The following is a 15,996-nucleotide window of genomic DNA, read 5'->3' as shown; positions in this document are numbered from 1 at the left end:
TAATTTAATGGTAAAAATTTTAGAGAGAAATTTTATACACAATCTCTGACATTTTTCCTTAAGTTGACGCCATTGTCTGAACGGATACAACTTAATTTTTAATCTGCAGGAGTCAAGTTGAGAATGTCCAATTTTCCACTTTCTTTATAGCATAACATACTTCAGCGCCTCTTGCTCCTCTTGAAGTCCAATGGGCTCACCACTTATGTGTAAATTAATCGTTAATGTTGTACACGTTCTTTTCTTTTTCTACTCTCTCTTGCTCTTCAATACAATATATAGCAAGCGGATTAGCTTTAAGTCTTTCGACTCCTATCTCTTCTCCTGTTCCATCGCAGTAACCATAAGTGCCTAATTTTATTTTTTCTAACGCCTCCTTAATTTTTTCTTTTCTATCTTTTCGACGCTTGATTAATTTCTCGTTTCCACTATCTCCATCAGAATAGTATGTATCAATACTATTCTCTTCTAGTTCTTGTTTCTCCAGCTCAGCGAGTATTGACTGTAACTTTAAGCTGAAGTATTCCAGTTGTTTTACGCTCATATATTCTTCATCTTCTGAAGGAGTGTAATCTTCTGGTGACTTTATTTTTGGTAACTTTTCCATAATTGCATTATCAAAAAAATAATAAAACCTATATAATTTATGAACAAAAAATTATACTACCTCAAAGTAAACACTATAATTTATAATAAACATTTAAAAGCCTAGTATGATCGACTCAGTAAAAAAATTAGTAATAGATGATAAGAACTTTACCTATATAGTATGTATTTTTATCATAATGTTAAGTTTATCTTCATTTACACTTGAAAACAACAATAAACAAGAAGTTATGTTAACATTAACATGGATATGTGCTACATTTGTTTTGCAGATTTCTACAAATAATTTGTTTACATCTGATTATCATGATGGAATATTAGAGCAAATCTTTGTACAGCCACTCTCTTCTAGGCTTATAGTTGCTTATAAAATTTTCGCTCACTGGTTATTATTTGGGTTACCGATTTCAGTAATTTCTTCCATATTCAGCTTTGCAATTCTAGGCAATAGTATTGAACACTCAATAGCAGTTGGAGTGTCTTTATTATTTAATACGCTGATAATCATTAATATTTCAGCTACTGGAAATGCATTGATGATTGGTCAAAACAACTTAGCATCAGGAGTATCGCAAATTCTTGTTTTGCCAATGATAATGCCAACCTTTGTGTATTTTAAAATGCTAACTCAATTTGAAAATTTATCCTTGAATATTTATACACTACTAATCACCATCTTAGTTTTTGTTATTTTGATTGTTAACAGCACCATAACTACTCACATGGCACTAAAATTTGCTGTGGAACAGGATTGAAAAATCTTACTGTTATTCAGTAGACTTCTTGCATAACCTAGAAAAAAGGCAAATAGTTATTATAGATTTAGGTTTATCGACAATTTGAAAAACCTTCATTCCAGCATCCTTCCCTGTCATCCAAGTAGCCCTTCGTTGTCATCCCAGTGTCAAAAACTGGGATAACAGCTAACCTGACAACCGTCATCCCGCTACTTGTTAGCGGCTAAGAGATACCGTGACGGTATGACGGTTCGCGGTGGCATGACGATAAGCCTCATCATCCCGCTACGTGTTAGCGCCGCGGCGGTATGACGATTCGCAGCGGCATGACGAGAAAGGGGCTACTTGGATGATACCTTTTTTCTACTTAGTTTGGGTTATGCAAGAAGTCTATTCCTTCATAAGGAGAAGTAGTTAAAGGAATTTACTCTATTTCTCCCTCTTTTTTTATTATTTTTAATCTATAGTTAACGTAAAAGAGATATGCAAAAACTCTATTGATCCATAGTCTGCAAATTATTAATAACACTTACTTTAAAGAACCTCACTTTACGCTGATCTTTGAGCGCTCTTCTGTGGTATTTTGTAAGAGTATAACTTGTGAAATCGTCTTCCCTATAGATTAAAGAGTTACACTGCTTTATATGTGATGCTATCCACTCTGCATAGTCCTGATGATCGGTTGCAATGAATATTTCCCCTGTTATAAGTATTTTTTTTGCTAATAAATTTAAAAATTCCGTATTAATTAATCGTCTTTTATTGTGACTTCTTTTTGGCCATGGATCTGGAAAGAGAATAAAGAATCTTTCAACACTGTTATCAGGAAAATTTGCAATCAATTCTCTTGCATCTTCTGTCCACATTAAAATATTTTTTATGTTCCGTATTTCTATGTTTGTTAGCAAGCGAGAAACCCCCTTTAAGTAGGGCTCACATCCTATAAATAATAGATCAGGTTCATTGAGCACCTGGTAAAGCATATTTTCACCGTTGCCAAAGCCTATTTCTACCCATATTCTTTTTTGTGAATTTACAATTTTCTCTATAGATTCCTTGCTGTTTTGAATAGAATATTTTTCCAATATTTCATCAACATCAGGTTTTAGCCTGGACCTTCTGGAGAACGATCTAATCCACTTGCTATTCTTAAATAGCATATTCTTGATACATATATAATTTTCTCACTATATTTTATATAGCTTAAACAATTCTCGAAATGAGTTAATGAAAAATTACTTGTCAATAATTGTTAATATTATATAATATATGAGTTCTAATAAAGTTTAAGTTAAAGGTAAAGGTATGAATAATAATAATCCAGTCGTAAATCTACCGGTTACTATCAGAAAGCTATCATCAAACAAATTTATAGAAGAGATATGTCAAGGCCAATTTGAGGATCAAGATAATACCTTGTTTGAAGATTCTTTTGTTAACAAAATTAAAGAAGGAGATGTGGTAGAAGGTGTAATTACAAGAATAAACCCTAACGACGTTGTGGTTGATATTGGTTTAAAATCTGACGGGAGAATTCTGATCAAGGAACTCGGTTGTAATGATGAGGTCATTATTGGCTCGAAAATCAGAGTTTATGTGGAAAGAATTGAAGATTATCATGGTAATGTTGTTCTTAGTCGTGAAAAAGCAATTAGGGACGAAAAATGGAATAAGTTGGAAGAAGATACAGTTACAAGGGCTGAAGTAAGCGGAGTTATTAAACGCTCAATTAAATGTGGCTTTATTGTTGATCTTGGTGACGGAATAAGCGCTTTTTTACCGCTGAGTCATGTGGATTTGAAGCAAGTAAAAGATGCGAAGCACCTTATTGAAACTGAACAAAAGTTCATCGTGCTTAAAATGGATAAGAAGCAGGGCAATATTGTAGTATCAAGAAAGCTGGTGTTAGAAAAATTGCACGCTGGTGAAAAAATTAAATTTTTAGAATCTTTAAATGAAGGCGATATAATAGAAGGGAAAATAAAAAGTATCACTCATTACGGTGTATTTGTCGGTATTCATGAATCAGATGTAGTGGGAGTTATAGATGGATTGTTACATATTACAGATATCTCTTGGAGTAGGGTAAGTCATCCGTCTGCAGTTTTTACTTGTGGTCAGACTATAAAAGTTAAAATTATAAAAATAGACAAGGAAAATGCTAAAATTTCCTTGGGTGTGAAGCAGCTAGAAGATAGCCCTTGGCAAGATGCAGAGTCAAAATATCCAGTTGATAGTGTGCATAAGGGTTATGTAACAAGCATAGAAGATTATGGATTATTTGTTGAGCTTAGACCTGGAATTGAAGGTTTAGTGCACTCGTCGGAAATAACTTGGGTTAAGAGTAATTTACCAGTTAGTAGTCTCGTAACAAGGGGACAAGAAGTATATGTAAAAATTCTCAGTATTGACATTGCTAAGAGTAGGATGAGTTTAAGCATGAAAAGGTGTGTAGACAACCCTTGGCAAGTATTTATCAATAAATATTCTCCTGGTTCTATTGTTTCTGGTGAAGTGAAGAATAATACCGGCTCATATGTATCTGTTGCTTTCGGTGATTCTGAAATAGATGAGAACGTAGAAGGGACAATATATGTGAAAGATTTTAGTTGGTCTAAAAATGGTTCAGATGAGATAAAGAAGTATAATGTAGGTGATAAAATAGAAGCAAAAGTAATAAGGGCTAACGTGAATCGGGCAAGAATTTATCTTGGAATAAAACAAATAGAGTATGATCCTCTTGAAGAACTGATAAAGAAAGTTAAGGTAGGTGATAAAATACAGGTTATTGTAGGTAAGAGAGAAGATAATGGACTAGTCGTTGAAGTTGAGAACGATGTAACCCTTCTAATAGATCAAGAGCATTTACCAGAGAATAAAAAATTCTCTATATCAGAAAAAATAGAAGTTGAAGTATTGGGTGTTGAAGAATATAACATAGCATTATCTGCTAAGTGATAAGGTTTACTTATTTTGGCTTCATATAAATGGCAACAAAGTCTGATATAATAGCGAGGGTAGCAAAAAGACATCCTTTTTTAGATAAGATTGTTATAGCAGCTATAGTTGATAGATTTTTTGGGATACTTTCAAGCACATTGAAACATCATAATAGAGTTGAAATTAGGGGGTTTGGTTCTTTTTCAGTTAGAAGTTATAACTTGAAAGAAACAAGCCATTTAATGTTACAGAAGTTTACAAAGAATCAATACTTTAAAACATATTTTCGTAGCAGTAAAAAATTATCTGATTTGATAAATGAATAAAAATTTATACCATAAATAAGATGAAAGTAGGGGTTTGAGTTTATACTGTACGATAGAAATTTTTAGCACCATATGCAAGTAGTAGAAATAGTTATACGTAATAACACATATAAAATATCTTGCGAAAGTGGGAAGGGGAATCATTTATTACGCCTTGCTAATAGTTTTGACAAGTTAGTTAGTTCTGTATCTCAAAAAACTGGAGGTAAGGGTTCGGATGCATTAAATTTCTTACTTGCAGCACTAATTCTTGAGGATAAAATTTTAGAATTAACAAAGCGATTAGATGAAGTAAATCAAGAGCGCGAAAAGTATAGAAACGAGAAAAGAATAGAATATACTGAGGTACTAGATAAGGTAAATAAGATTATCACTAATCTTGAGTGCATAAAGGATTAGCTTCAATAAAGCAAGCAATTAAATTGACTATCTGACTATTCAAGCCAGGAGGGAGGTTTGTCTTACGAGTTATGTAACAATATAATTCGTAATCATCAAGATCAACTATTTTTTCGTATTCGATTAGTTCGCTTAAGGAAAATTTATCAAGATATTTCAATGCGAAATGCCCTAAAAGTATATCGGTTTCTTTGCAACCCCTATGCCAGCTTCTATATATTAATTTTCTTCTGAGTAGTGAGGTATCTGTCATTACAATTAAACTTTTTTTAATTTAAAAGTTAAACTAAATACTTGTCAAGCGAGGCGCATTTTAATATACTTAACATTTTGTTAAGATCTAAATATACAGGTGGAATTAATTTCTAATCTTATCCATCAATTTAGCGATGGAATATATTATTTTTTATCATTTTCTTTAATAATTTCTGTCATAGTATTCGTGCATGAATATGGGCATTATGTTGTTGCCAAAGCATGCAAAGTTAAAGTTGAATCTTTTTCCATAGGTTTTGGTCCTGAAATTTTTGGTTTTAACGATAAGTCCGGAACTAGATGGAAATTAAGCGTTGTTCCATTGGGTGGTTATGTTAAAATGCTAGGGGACAACAATGCAGCAAGTGTCCCAGCTGATCAACAAAATTTAGCCGAAGAAGAAAAGTTGTATTCATTTCATACAAAACCGCGGCATAAAAAAGCAGCAGTAGTTTTTGCAGGGCCTTTTGCAAATATGGTATTTGCTGTTATAGCTTTTACAATATTTTTTAGCATAGCAGGTTATTATCACACTCCACCGGTGATTAGAAATGTAATCGAAGGTAGTGTAGCTAAGCAAGCTGGTTTGTTGCCAGGTGACACTATTACACAAATCAATGAGCATAAAATAAAATACTTTGAAGATATTTCACGTGTGATAATGTCGAATCCTAAAACAAGAATGGAGATTGAGTATAGCAGAAATAATGAGAAGCACAGGACCAGTTTAACTCCATTAATAATCAAGGACAAAGACGTTTTTGGCAACACAATAGAAAGAGAAACTATAGGGATTATTTCAGTCAATACATTAAAGCAGTCGTCTTTTCTTGGGGCTGTGAGCTTATCAGTAAGTGAAACTTACCACACTATGTGCTTAACGATCAAAGCTCTCTTTCACATTATTGTTGGTAAAAGGAGTATCAATGAAATAGGTGGGCCAATAAAAATCGCAAAGTATTCAGGGCAATCAGCTAAAAAGGGGTTCGTTATGGTTGTGTATTTCATGGCAATTATTTCAGCTAATTTAGCTGCAATTAACTTGCTACCAATTCCGCTACTAGATGGTGGGCATTTATTTCACTATATTATAGAAGCAGTTATACGTCGAGATTTAAGTTTGAAATATCAAAAATATGCAGCTACTTTTGGTGCTTCCATATTGTTCTTGTTGATGGCAGTTGCAATCTCAAATGATATTAGGCATCTTTTTTAAGATACATATGAAAAAGCTATTCCACATACTAATAATAATTTTTATCTCTTTTCCTACTCTACTTGTTGCTTTAGAAAATAAGGAAAAAACGCAGATAAAAGATATCAAATATATTGGTAATGAGCGTGTAAGCAATCAAACAATAGGTTTTTATATAAAATTGGAACCTGGTAATTATGTAAACGACGATGATATAGATTTGATTATAAAAGGTTTATATAAAACAAAGCTATTTGCTAGTGTTAATGCTTACATAGATGATAAAAAAAATTTGGTAATAAAAATTCAAGAAAATCCACTAATTAACAAGATAATATTAAAGGGTAATAAGTTATTTAATAGCAAAGAGTTACTAAATAATGTGATTCAGTCAAAATCACTAACTATTTTCACTGAAACAAAATTGCAAAACGATTTAATGAATTTAATCACTACTTATAGAAATAACGGTAAGGTTGGCGTTAAAATTGAATATGAGTTGGAGAAGCTCGATAGTAATAGGGTCAATCTAATTTTCAAAATAAAAGAAGGCAAAACCTCTAAAATTAAGGATATAAGATTTATAGGCAATAAAAACTTTTCTGAAAATGAGCTAGAGCAAGTTATTAAAAGACATAGTAATGACATATTTAGTAAGTTATTTAGAGCCATTTTTAAAGGCGAAAATCATTATTCACCGCAATATCTATTGATTAACACAGAATTGCTCGATCGTTTTTATTCGTCTAAGGGATATATTCAAAATAATATTCAACCAATTGTTGAGGTTGATAATAACAATCAAACAGAGTTAACTTTTTTGATTGACGAAGGACAGCAGTATTTGTTTGGAAATAATGAGGTTAATATTGAAACTGAAATTCAGGATTTGAGCCTAAAAGAAGAACTATTGGATTTTATAACAGAGGAAAACGATAAGATATTTAATAGAGTTAAAATTAATAATACAGTAGAAAAAATAAACAAATATTTAAATGAAAAAGGATATATATTTGCAAAAGTTAATCCAGAGTATGCACAACGTGACAACGTTGTAGATGTAACCTACAGAGTGCTGCCGGGTAAAAAGATTTATATAAATCAAATTACAATTGATGGTAACGATCGCACTTTAGATAAAGTGATCAGAAGTAAGCTAAGTGTAGCAGAAGGTGATGCGTACAATATATCTGAGATTCAAAAGTCACGTAAAAAACTAATGAGTAGTGATTTTTTTGAAACAGTGAAAGTAAATAGTTACGCAGTTAATGACGATGCAGTAAATCTTGACTTAAATGTAAAAGAAAAAAACACTACTTCGTTGTATTTGGGAGGCGGTGTGTCTCTTCCTGGTGGAGCATTGATTAAAATTGACCTCAAAGACCGTAATTTATTTGGTACTGGAAAAGAGCTCTCTTTTGCTCTCGAAAAAAGTCAATACGTATTTTCTACTGATTTAGAGTTTGTTGAAAATAATTTTAATGATTCTGATACGTCACTAGGTGTAGGCGTATTTTACGAAAAACAAGATAAGCCAAACACTACTTTTGATAGTTGCGATATGGGATTTTTTACAAAGTTATCATATAAAGTCACAGAGAACTTAACTAATTCCCTTCGCTATTCTTATAAGTATAATCATATACACATGGATAATAAGGGTGGACAAGACACCGATATCTCTGAAATAATACTGGACCGAAAAGGTGAACATCAGATTTCATCAGTGGGATACACGTTGGCATATAATAAACTGGATAATCTATATGCCCCAAAAGAAGGGTATTTACTGCGCTTAAGTCAGGATATTTCAGGATTGGGAGGAAACGTGAATTTCCTGAAATCTGAATTCTTATCTTTTTATACGCACCCTATATTAAGCAAAATTGACGATGATATAACGCTACGCTTTAAGATGGCGGCAGGTCATATTTTTTCTTATACCGATGAAGATCTAAACATTGGCCAGCACTTTTTTAAAGGGGGTAATGAGATTAGAGGGTTTGACCTTTCCGGTATTGGACCAAGAGCAGAAGACAAAAATAAAAGCTCACTAGGAGGCAAAACTTATTTTAATTTAACACAGCAAGTAGATTTCCCACTACCAAAACTATATGACTATGCTGGTATCAAAGGCTCATTATTTGTTGACTATGCGACACTTTTCGGCTTAGATGATAAAAATGGGAAATATAAAGATCCATATAATGATAGTAAGCTTATAAGAGTGTCACCAGGTTTTGGCTTTTCAATGCTTTCTCCTTTTGGTAGACTTAGATTGGATTTCGGGTTTCCTTTAGTAAAGGAATCTTATGATATAATACCATCACCAAATGTTAAATTTTCTATTGAAGCGGGGATTTGAATGAAATATATACAGTTATTTATATCAGTTATTGCCTTAATTATTTCCTTATTTGTGGGGTATAAGTTTGTAGGATATCAACCTCAGAACACAAAGGCTGCAATTATCGATAGTGACAAAGTCATCAATGAATCTCTTGCTCTGCAAAATATACAACAACAAATAAAGGAGCAGAATTCTAGATTACAACAAGAATTTGAAAATGAGTTAGAAAAACTTAAGCCATCAAAAGAAGAATTTGACCTTTTGTCAGAAGAAGCAAAAAAGGAAAAGACAGGACAATTTAATAAGCACACTGTAAATACTAGAGATAATTACGCTAAAAAAATGTTACATTTAGAAGAAAGCTATAGAGACGCAGTAGAGAGTGTCTTTAATAAAATAAAAGAAGTTGCTAAAAGAACGGCAGAAAAAAACAACATAGATTTAGTACTATTTATTTCAAAAAAGAATCAAGTTTTATACTCTATGGACGAAGTTGATTTATCAGATGTGGTACTAAAAAATGTAAACAAGGAAATACCTGAATTTGCTTTAAAAGGCATTGAATAGACTTATGCAATTTAATATCAGTGATATTATAAAAATACTACCACATTCTTATCCGTTTCTCTTAGTAGATAGAGTTATAGAGTGTGATCCTGGTAAAAGTATAAAAGCAATCAAAAATGTGACTTTCAATGAGCCATTTTTTATTGGCCACTTCCCTGGTCATCCGATAATGCCAGGAGTCTTGATAATTGAATCTCTAGCTCAGGCATCTGCTATATGTGTTCTAGGTAAAGAAACAATAGAAAATAAAGTTGTTTACTTGAGATCCATTGAAAATGCAAAATTCAGAAAGCTAGTTACTCCAGGGGACACATTGATTCTTCAAGCTAACATTCAAAGTGTGTGTTTAGGTGTACACAAATTTAGGTGTATTGCATCTGTTAGCGAAGAAAAAGTTGCAGAAGCAACAATCTCAGCAGTATTGCAAAATAAATAAAATCTTCATCTGTAAGAAACAGCATGTACACTGTATAGTATAGCAATGAAGCTGAATTTCAAAATCTCATTTTCGAATCTATATACTCGTGATGGATTAATAAAATTAAATGAGACATTTTTGAATTATATCAAATCATGTGATGAGAGCTTGTTTTGTTCATTAATTGAAGCAAGAGAAAAAGCAGCTTCTTCTTCGATGTCATCCCAGTGTCACCTCCCATCATCCCAGTGTCACCCCCCGTCATCCCAGTGCTTGACACTGGGATCTAGAAAACAAGAAGGACGGTCAGCTACTTGGATGACAGATAGTCAGTTAATAGTAGACCTCTCATATTTACTTGATGAATTTATTGCAAAACTTTTCAATGTTGAAAAAGAAATAGAGGAGCTAAAGAAAAAGCACAACGACTTTGCTGTAATATATAAGTGCAAAAGATTATTTGTCCAACGCTATGCATTGAAGAAATACACTAATGTGGCGAATATAGATATTACTAACAAACTAAGTCATTTTCTCACTTTGCCAACAACAGAAAAAAATTTTGCTGAGCAGGTGATGCATTGGTTTGAAAATAAAGAGGATCACAAAGAGGAAATAGAACTTGCGGCACAATATGCAGTGTGGAGAGTAAAAAATAAACAGAGTATATTATTCAGTATTCATAAAAAAATTGACCACGAAAACCTCATACCATTTTCTAAAAAAGAAGTGGACAAAGTTGAAGTGCTGTATTCAAATGAAGTAAAAAGACGATACGGTTTTGATCTAACAAGCAAAAAGGTGAGTTTGAATAAAGCACTAGATAATGCTCACTACTGCATATTTTGTCATAAGCAAAGTAAGGACAGCTGCTCAAAGGGGCTAATTAATAACGACAATACTTTTAAACAATCTCCACTAAAAGTTGAACTGCACGGCTGCCCACTAGAGCAGAAAATATCAGAAATGAATCTGGTGAAAAGCGAAGGATACAGCATAGCAAGTCTTGCAATTGTGATGATAGATAATCCGCTATGTGCAGCCACTGGGCACAGAATATGCAATGACTGCATGAACTCGTGCATATATCAGAAACAAGAGCCTGTAAATGTGCCAATGGTTGAAACAAAGATTCTGGATGATGTGCTCAGTTTACCGTACGGATTTGAAATATATTCTCTGCTCAGCCGTTGGAATCCTTTAAATTTTCAGCGTCCATTGCCAAGAGGAAACACTGGAAAAAACGTTCTAGTTGTAGGCCTTGGTCCTGCTGGTTTTAATTTAGCTCATCATTTGTTGAATGATGGGCATAACGTTATCGCCATTGATGGACTAAAGATTGAACCTTTGATCGATAATTTCCAGCTAATTAAAGATTTTGAACACGAAAAATTGAGTGAACGCATGGCAGGGGGGTTTGGTGGGGTGGCAGAATATGGTATTACTTCTCGGTGGGATAAGAATTACTTAAAGATTATTAGATTACTGCTGGAAAGACGTGAGAATTTTGCACTTTATGGAGGCATTCGTTTTGGTGGCACGATTAATGTTGATGACGCGTTCAACTCGGGTTTTGATCACATCGCCCTAGCACTTGGCTCTGGCAAGCCACGAATGATAAAAATAAAGAATATGCTAGCTCGTGGAGTACGTATGGCATCTGACTTTCTTATGTCGTTACAACTGACTGGTGCTCTTAAATTTGATTCTATAGCAAATCTGCAAGTTCGTATGCCGATAGTTGTCATAGGTGCGGGGCTTACTGCGATTGACACTGCCACTGAAGCTTTAGCGTATTATCCAATTCAAGTAGAAAAATTTCTTCTTCGTTATGAGATATTAGTTGATAAGTATGGAAAGGACTGTGTTGAAAAAGATTGGACAGAAGAAGAACACAAAATTGCAAATGAGCTCATATCGCACGCAAAGTTGATCCAAGCAGAGCAAGAGTTAGCAAAAAAAGAGAATAGAGAAATAAAAATATTAGAGTTAATGCAGAGCCTCGGGGGAGTGAAAGTTGTATATAGAAAAGAGCTGAAAGACTCGCCAAGTTATCGATTAAATAGCGAAGAGGTGCAAAACGCATTATCAGAAGGGATTTACTTTATTGAAAACTTAGAGCCAGTTGAAGTTGTGACAGATAAATATAACCATGCTGAGTCAATAAAACTGATAGACACAAAATCCGGCGAAATCAAACGTATAAAAGCACGTTCTATTTTTATAGCAGCAGGTACTGAGCCAAATACAGTTATTGCAACAGAAGATAAAAAGCATTTTAAATTAAGTAATGGGTATTTTACTCATTTGAATTCATCAGGAAAAGAAATAGACCCAATATTTTCTCCTAAAATGCAAAATAAAGATAGAATATTAGTGTATAAGCAAGGCAATAAAACAATCAGCTTTTTTGGTGATCTTCACCCTTCGTATAGTGGCAGCGTCGTGAAAGCTATGGCAAGTGCTAAGAACGGCTACCCTATTATTTCTCAGCTTTTGAGTGGAGTTAATAGCTTCGTTTCTGTCATTCCAGTGTGTGATGTTGTGGGCCAGAAAAAAAATGCGTGGTCAAGTGTTGAAGACCTGGCTAATAAAGAATTCTTCAATAGAATCAAAGAGCAATTCACTGCAAAGGTTATAAAAGTTCAATATTTAACAGACAAAGTTGTGGAAATAGTGATCAAAGCACCACTTGCGGCAAAGAATTTTAAGCCTGGGCAATTCTTTAGATTGCAAAATTTTGAAACCAATGGCAGAAAAGCCAATAATACAAACCTTGCTATGGAAGGTATAGCCGTAACCGGCACTGAAGTAGACAAAAAAAAAGGAATTATTTCCACTATTGTGCTGGAAATCGGCGGCTCCACTAATTTATGCAGACACTTAAGAGAAGGCGAGCAAATAATTCTTATGGGCCCAACTGGCAGACCTACTGAGGTTTACTAAGTCTCAATATTAAAGTGATGCCAAATTTTATTTCAAAAAGTAAATAATTTACTAACGCTCGTGCACAAATTAAAAATAAATTATGCACGAGTGTAGCATTGTGAATGAAGAATGCTATATTAAAGCTTACCTCACTATTAAAGCTATCGGTCAGATTAGATTAAAAACCTAATCTGACCGGTTTCTCTATGACCCTCTAAACTCTGATATAATTATATGATAATTAGTTTAATTAGTGGTTAATATGCAAATTGATTTTATTCATATATTGAGATAGCATAAACCATATTGGTTTTAATTATTGTGCAACTTTATAAATCGTCACTGTTACTTCTACTGACTGTATTAATAGTTATAGTCCTAAAATTACCTGAAAATTTGAGCATTGCAGTAAATTGGTCTCTCCCAATTCTAGATTTTGATTTATCTTTTCGCATCGTACTAATATCTTTTTTATCGGTTGCATTTTTAATTGTTCTATCAGCAAAAAATTTGAGTTTTTCAGAGATGCTTTCTTTTTCTGCTTACACTATCAGTTCACTTTATGCAGTTTTATCTGAACATATGATATTGGTTATAATATTCTGTGAATTAATGACCGTCAGTGCATTTTTTATTATCGCAGCTAGCTGTAGAGATAGTGGACCTGCAATAAGGTACGCTTGTGTACACTTTTTCGTTGGAGTTATATTAATAGCAGGATTGGCACTTCAAAGCACTAACCTGATAATTTTGGGTTTATTGATAAACTGCGCTTGTTTTCCTTTTTCATTTTGGGTTGTTGATGCATATCCTGCTGCATCGCTACATGGCACCACATATCTCTCTTTATTTACCACTAAAGTCTCTTTTTTAGTGATGCTTTTACACACTTATAACCTATGGCAAGATTGTACTGAAATATTAGCGCCTGTAGGCGCCATCACTGCAATTTACAGCATTATATTTGCTTCTCTTGAGCAAAATATTCGTAGATTTTTATGCTATAATATTGTAGGACAAATGGGCTTGCTGATTATTGCAGGAGGTTTACTCAGCCCTTCGGAAAAGGCAATACCAATTTTGATACTGCATATAATCTTCTCTCTTGTTTATCAATCATTATTGTTTGTGGTCAGTAATTCGATTATTTCACAAACAAAAACAATTAGTTTTAATGGAGTGGGTAAACTGATGTCAGTGGAAGGCATGTGTGCTATAATCGCAATACTTACAATGGCTGCATTTCCTGGAACCGCTGGATTTATTAGCAAATCATACATTACAGCCGAGATTGAAGCAAGTGGTGCTAATTTAGAAGTGTATAAAAACTTATACAAGATTCTAAATTTACTGCTTTATTTAAGCGTGGGGCTCAAGTTTCTTTACTACATATTTATTGCAAAAAGTAAGTCGAAACCTTTAGCAGAGAGGGGAGGTAAAATGACTATGATTATTTTAGCATTTATATGCGTAATTGCTGGCAACCCTTACTTACCTATTTACAATAAATCTTCGATTTTCGATTTTGTGTACAACACAAAAAATATTTTGTCGCAATTTAATTTGTTATTATGTACCACTTTATTGTTCATTCTTTTACGCAAGTTATTTTACCCGAGAATAAATTTTAAAATGGATGTTGATTGGATTTTTAGAGCTTTCATACCCTATATTATCTTGCTGTTCAATCAACTGATCTTTAAAGTGAGAGAAATGTCTGCCAATGTACTGCAAAACTTGACTAATTCACTTACTAGTTTATACTTTAATAATATTACTAAACTTAAAGAAGTGCTGGGTTACAACTCAGTGAGTTTTGTTTCAGCTTCTTCTCTCTTTTTAATGAGTATTCTACTAACGCTATTATGTTTAAATCGTTAACTGAAAGTTTAAATTCTGTATTTAGTAAACTAAGAGGAAAGTCGATCATTTCTGAAGATGATTTTAATCTTGCCATGCGTGAAATACGCATAGCCTTAATTGAAGCTGACGTTTCACTTGAAGTTGCAAAAAAATTCATCAACGACATTAAAGATAAAGTGATTGGGGAAAAAGTCATAAAAAGTGTTTCTCCAGCACAAATGATAATTAAAATTGTGCAGGATAATTTAGTTGCAGTTCTCGGATCAGAGAAAAGTGACTTAAATCTAGCAGTTAAACCCCCTGCTGTGATTATGATGGTGGGCTTACAAGGTGCAGGTAAAACAACCACCTCAGGAAAGCTTGCTTTAAAGCTAAAAAAGCAAAAGAAAAAAGTGATGCTTGCCTCTTTAGACATTTATAGGCCGGCTGCCCAGAAACAACTTGAGGTGCTGGGTAAACAAATAGACGTACAAACTTTATCTATAGTAATAAATGAAGGGCCTATTGCAATTACAAAAAGGGCACTAGCAGCAGCAAAGAACGATAATTATGATGTATTAATACTAGACACCGCAGGCAGGCTTCATATTGACAATAATATGATGAATGAGTTGAAAGCCGTAAAGGAAATAGCTTCACCTGCAGAAGTTATTTTAGTAGCCGACGCAATGATAGGCCAGGATGCGGTCAACATTGCCAAATCATTCAATGAGGTAATAGGTGTAACCGGCATTATTCTTACCCGTGTTGATGGTGATGCACGTGGTGGTGCTGCTCTTTCTATGAAAATGATCGCCGATTGTCCAATTAAATTTATTGCTTGTGGTGAAAAATTAAGTGACCTCGATGATTTTTATCCCGATAGAATTGCAAAAAGGATACTTAGCATGGGTGATGTTGTATCATTGGTTGAAAAAGCTGCTGAGATTGTTGGTCAGGAAGAAATTGATAAGTTACAAAAGAAAGTAAAAAAGGGTAAATTCGACCTAAACGACCTAGTGGGAATGTTAAAAACTCTGAGTAAAATGGATGGCATTAGCAACATAATGAAATTCATTCCTAGTTCATTCACAAAAAAGCTAAGTAGCAGTGTGCCAGATGACAATAAAGTGAAAAAATATATAGCCATCATAAACTCAATGACCGAAAAAGAAAGGCAAAATCCAGATATTTTAAATGGCAAAAGAAGACTTAGAATTTCTAAGGGGTCCGGAACAAGTGTAACTGACGTTAATCTTCTGATTAAGCAGTACAATCAAATGAGCTCTATGGTAAATAAGTTCAGTAAAGTTGACCATAGTAAACTCAAAGAATCTGATTTGATGGATATGCTAAGCAGAAAGTAAGTGACCTTACCTTTAGCTATATCAAAAGCCGGCTTAGGTCTCGCAAAAAAATTTACAGCTTTTTGC

The 15,996-nt window shown here is 33.5% G+C and carries 14 protein-coding genes; 11 read left to right on the top strand and 3 right to left on the bottom strand.

The genetic code is table 11. From position 1 onward, the window contains the following. Nucleotides 1-214 precede the first annotated feature (214 nt). A complete protein-coding gene (locus BA053_RS00260) occupies nucleotides 215-607 on the bottom strand; it encodes a TraR/DksA family transcriptional regulator (RefSeq protein WP_065095343.1) in 393 nt (130 codons plus the stop codon). Nucleotides 608-713: 106 nt separating this feature from the next. On the opposite strand from BA053_RS00260, the gene BA053_RS00255 reads away from it, so the two are divergent. Beyond that, entirely contained in the window at nucleotides 714-1,361 is a 648-nt protein-coding gene (locus BA053_RS00255) for a heme exporter protein CcmB (RefSeq protein WP_065095344.1), read from the top strand. Nucleotides 1,362-1,837: 476 nt separating this feature from the next. Here the strand turns inward: BA053_RS00255 and trmB are convergent, their stop codons facing one another. Beyond that, nucleotides 1,838-2,503 (bottom strand): tRNA (guanosine(46)-N7)-methyltransferase TrmB, encoded by a 666-nt coding sequence (gene trmB, locus BA053_RS00250; protein WP_065094748.1) that lies wholly within the window; start codon nucleotides 2,501-2,503, stop codon nucleotides 1,838-1,840. Between the two features lie 145 nt (nucleotides 2,504-2,648). Here trmB and BA053_RS00245 point away from each other — a divergent pair, with 145 nt between their 5' ends. From BA053_RS00245 to BA053_RS00235, 3 genes are all read left to right on the top strand, one after another. Further along, nucleotides 2,649-4,301: a 30S ribosomal protein S1 gene (locus BA053_RS00245; RefSeq protein WP_065094747.1), complete on the top strand. Its 1,653-nt coding sequence runs from the start codon at nucleotides 2,649-2,651 to the stop codon at nucleotides 4,299-4,301. A 29-nt stretch (nucleotides 4,302-4,330) separates the two neighbouring features. Continuing rightward, a complete protein-coding gene (locus BA053_RS00240; protein WP_010963035.1) occupies nucleotides 4,331-4,609 on the top strand; it encodes an HU family DNA-binding protein in 279 nt (92 codons plus the stop codon). A gap of 72 nt (nucleotides 4,610-4,681) precedes the next feature. Further along, nucleotides 4,682-5,008: a cell division protein ZapA gene (locus tag BA053_RS00235; protein ID WP_010082086.1), complete on the top strand. Its 327-nt coding sequence runs from the start codon at nucleotides 4,682-4,684 to the stop codon at nucleotides 5,006-5,008. Here BA053_RS00235 and BA053_RS00230 read toward each other — a convergent pair. Continuing rightward, complete coding sequence (locus BA053_RS00230; RefSeq protein WP_006279484.1) at nucleotides 4,983-5,261, bottom strand: FAD assembly factor SdhE; 279 nt, start codon at nucleotides 5,259-5,261, stop codon at nucleotides 4,983-4,985. The genes BA053_RS00235 and BA053_RS00230 overlap by 26 nt on opposite strands. Nucleotides 5,262-5,360: 99 nt before the next feature. Here BA053_RS00230 and rseP point away from each other — a divergent pair, with 99 nt between their 5' ends. From rseP to ffh, 7 genes are all read left to right on the top strand, one after another. Further along, complete coding sequence (rseP, locus tag BA053_RS00225) at nucleotides 5,361-6,479, top strand: RIP metalloprotease RseP (protein ID WP_065094744.1); 1,119 nt, start codon at nucleotides 5,361-5,363, stop codon at nucleotides 6,477-6,479. A 7-nt stretch (nucleotides 6,480-6,486) separates the two neighbouring features. Beyond that, a complete protein-coding gene (gene bamA / locus BA053_RS00220) occupies nucleotides 6,487-8,823 on the top strand; it encodes an outer membrane protein assembly factor BamA (protein ID WP_065094750.1) in 2,337 nt (778 codons plus the stop codon). Continuing rightward, entirely contained in the window at nucleotides 8,824-9,375 is a 552-nt protein-coding gene (locus tag BA053_RS00215; protein WP_065094743.1) for an OmpH family outer membrane protein, read from the top strand. A 4-nt stretch (nucleotides 9,376-9,379) separates the two neighbouring features. After that, nucleotides 9,380-9,811, top strand: a complete 432-nt coding sequence (gene fabZ / locus BA053_RS00210; protein ID WP_065094742.1) for a 3-hydroxyacyl-ACP dehydratase FabZ — start codon at nucleotides 9,380-9,382, stop codon at nucleotides 9,809-9,811. Between the two features lie 45 nt (nucleotides 9,812-9,856). Next, a complete protein-coding gene (locus BA053_RS00205; protein ID WP_065094741.1) occupies nucleotides 9,857-12,739 on the top strand; it encodes an FAD-dependent oxidoreductase in 2,883 nt (960 codons plus the stop codon). A gap of 303 nt (nucleotides 12,740-13,042) precedes the next feature. Then, complete coding sequence (locus BA053_RS00200; protein WP_065094740.1) at nucleotides 13,043-14,602, top strand: proton-conducting transporter transmembrane domain-containing protein; 1,560 nt, start codon at nucleotides 13,043-13,045, stop codon at nucleotides 14,600-14,602. After that, nucleotides 14,587-15,930, top strand: coding sequence for a signal recognition particle protein (gene ffh / locus BA053_RS00195; RefSeq protein WP_065094739.1), 1,344 nt, complete (start codon nucleotides 14,587-14,589; stop codon nucleotides 15,928-15,930). Before BA053_RS00200 ends, ffh begins: the two co-directional genes overlap by 16 nt. Nucleotides 15,931-15,996 lie beyond the last annotated feature (66 nt).

Source organism: Wolbachia endosymbiont of Nomada ferruginata (assembly GCF_001675785.1).
Classification (GTDB): Bacteria; Pseudomonadota; Alphaproteobacteria; order Rickettsiales; family Anaplasmataceae; genus Wolbachia; species Wolbachia pipientis.
Note: the sequence above shows the minus strand (reverse complement) of the source record. Positions and strands in the feature narration are given on the sequence as shown.